1 protein-coding gene is annotated in these 1,303 nt (G+C 71.1%); it reads left to right on the top strand.

The window, feature by feature from the left end:
- Positions 1–171 precede the first annotated feature (171 nt).
- Positions 172–1,023, top strand: coding sequence for a replication-relaxation family protein (locus GSF22_RS33610; RefSeq protein ID WP_208817922.1), 852 nt, complete (start codon positions 172–174; stop codon positions 1,021–1,023).
- The last annotated feature ends 280 nt before the right edge of the window (positions 1,024–1,303 follow it).

Consider the following 1,303-nt stretch of genomic DNA (forward strand, 5'->3'; position numbering starts at 1 on the left):
GCATCGGGGGCTCGGTTGGGGGTGTCTACGACACGAGGCCCCGAACGAGCACCCCGTGCCCGGCCTGTCAGGTGTTTGACCTGCGCGAACCTGCCCGACGGTCGGGCCGAAGCCATGATCGACTCGTCCCGACTCCCTACGGGACTTTCTCTCCGAGGGGTGCACCCACCTATGCCGCCATCACACGCGACCGGCCTGCTGGCCATCTACCCGCACATCACCGGCCGTGACCGGCTGCTGCTGCAGCTGCTCGACGACCATCAGGTCCTCACCACCGACCAGATCCACCGCATGCTGTTCCACGCCCGCCGCACCTGTCAGATCCGCCTCGGTGAGCTGGCCGCCCTCGGCCTGCTGGACCGGTTCCGGTTCGCCCGCACCGGCGGCGGCAGCCAACCGTGGCACTGGACGCTCGGCCACAACGGGCACCGGTTCCAGGCCGCCGCCCACCACCGGCCCGAGCCGACGGTGCGGGCGAGCCGGCAGACCGTGGCGCGGCTGTCGGCCAACCCCCACCTGACCCACCTGCTCACGACCAACGAGTTCTTCGTGCGGCTCACCGCGCACGCCCGCGGGCATCCGCAGGCGCGTCTGCGGCGGTGGTGGTCGGAGACGACCACCACCCGCCGGTACCGGACCGTCACCGCCGACGGGCACGGCCTGTGGGGCGTCGGCGACACCGTGGTGGGGTTCTTCCTGGAGACCGACACCGGCAGCGAACCGCTGGGCCGCGTCGTGGCCAAACTCGACCGGTACGCGCAACTGATCCGCCGCGGCGGCCCCCGCTACCCGGTGCTGTTCTGGCTCGGCAGCACCCCACGCGAGGAACACCTCCACCGGCTCCTGCGCGGCCGGCCCGGTGACGTTCCCGTCGCGACCGCCACCCACAGCAGCGACCCCGCCGCCGCGGTCTGGCTGCCTCACGATGCCACCGACCGGGTCCGGCTCGTCGAGCTGCCCAGCGACCACGGTGCGCCCGTGGCGGACAACCCGAACTACGACGACGGCGTCTTCGTGGTCTGACAGCCCCTGACAGCTGCGCACGGATTCCTGTCAGCGCAGCTCACACCCATGATCGTGATTCCTGACCGGGCTGGTGCTGTCAGGTGGCGACGCTACGGTGCAGCTTCTTGTTTTTTGCCCGCACCGCCGCCCGTCTGACCCCGTCGTTCGGATCTGCCCGCGCAAGCGGGATCACCCCCAGCCCACCCTCGCAGTCGGCTCGTGATCCACGCCCGCGACCTCACGGCAGCATCCCGGCTCAGACACCGCGATCCGGTGGCACCACCACGCACTCCCTCCA

The sequence above is a fragment of the Micromonospora echinofusca genome (genome assembly GCF_017614955.1).
In the GTDB taxonomy this organism is placed as follows: domain Bacteria; phylum Actinomycetota; class Actinomycetes; order Mycobacteriales; family Micromonosporaceae; genus Micromonospora; species Micromonospora echinofusca_A.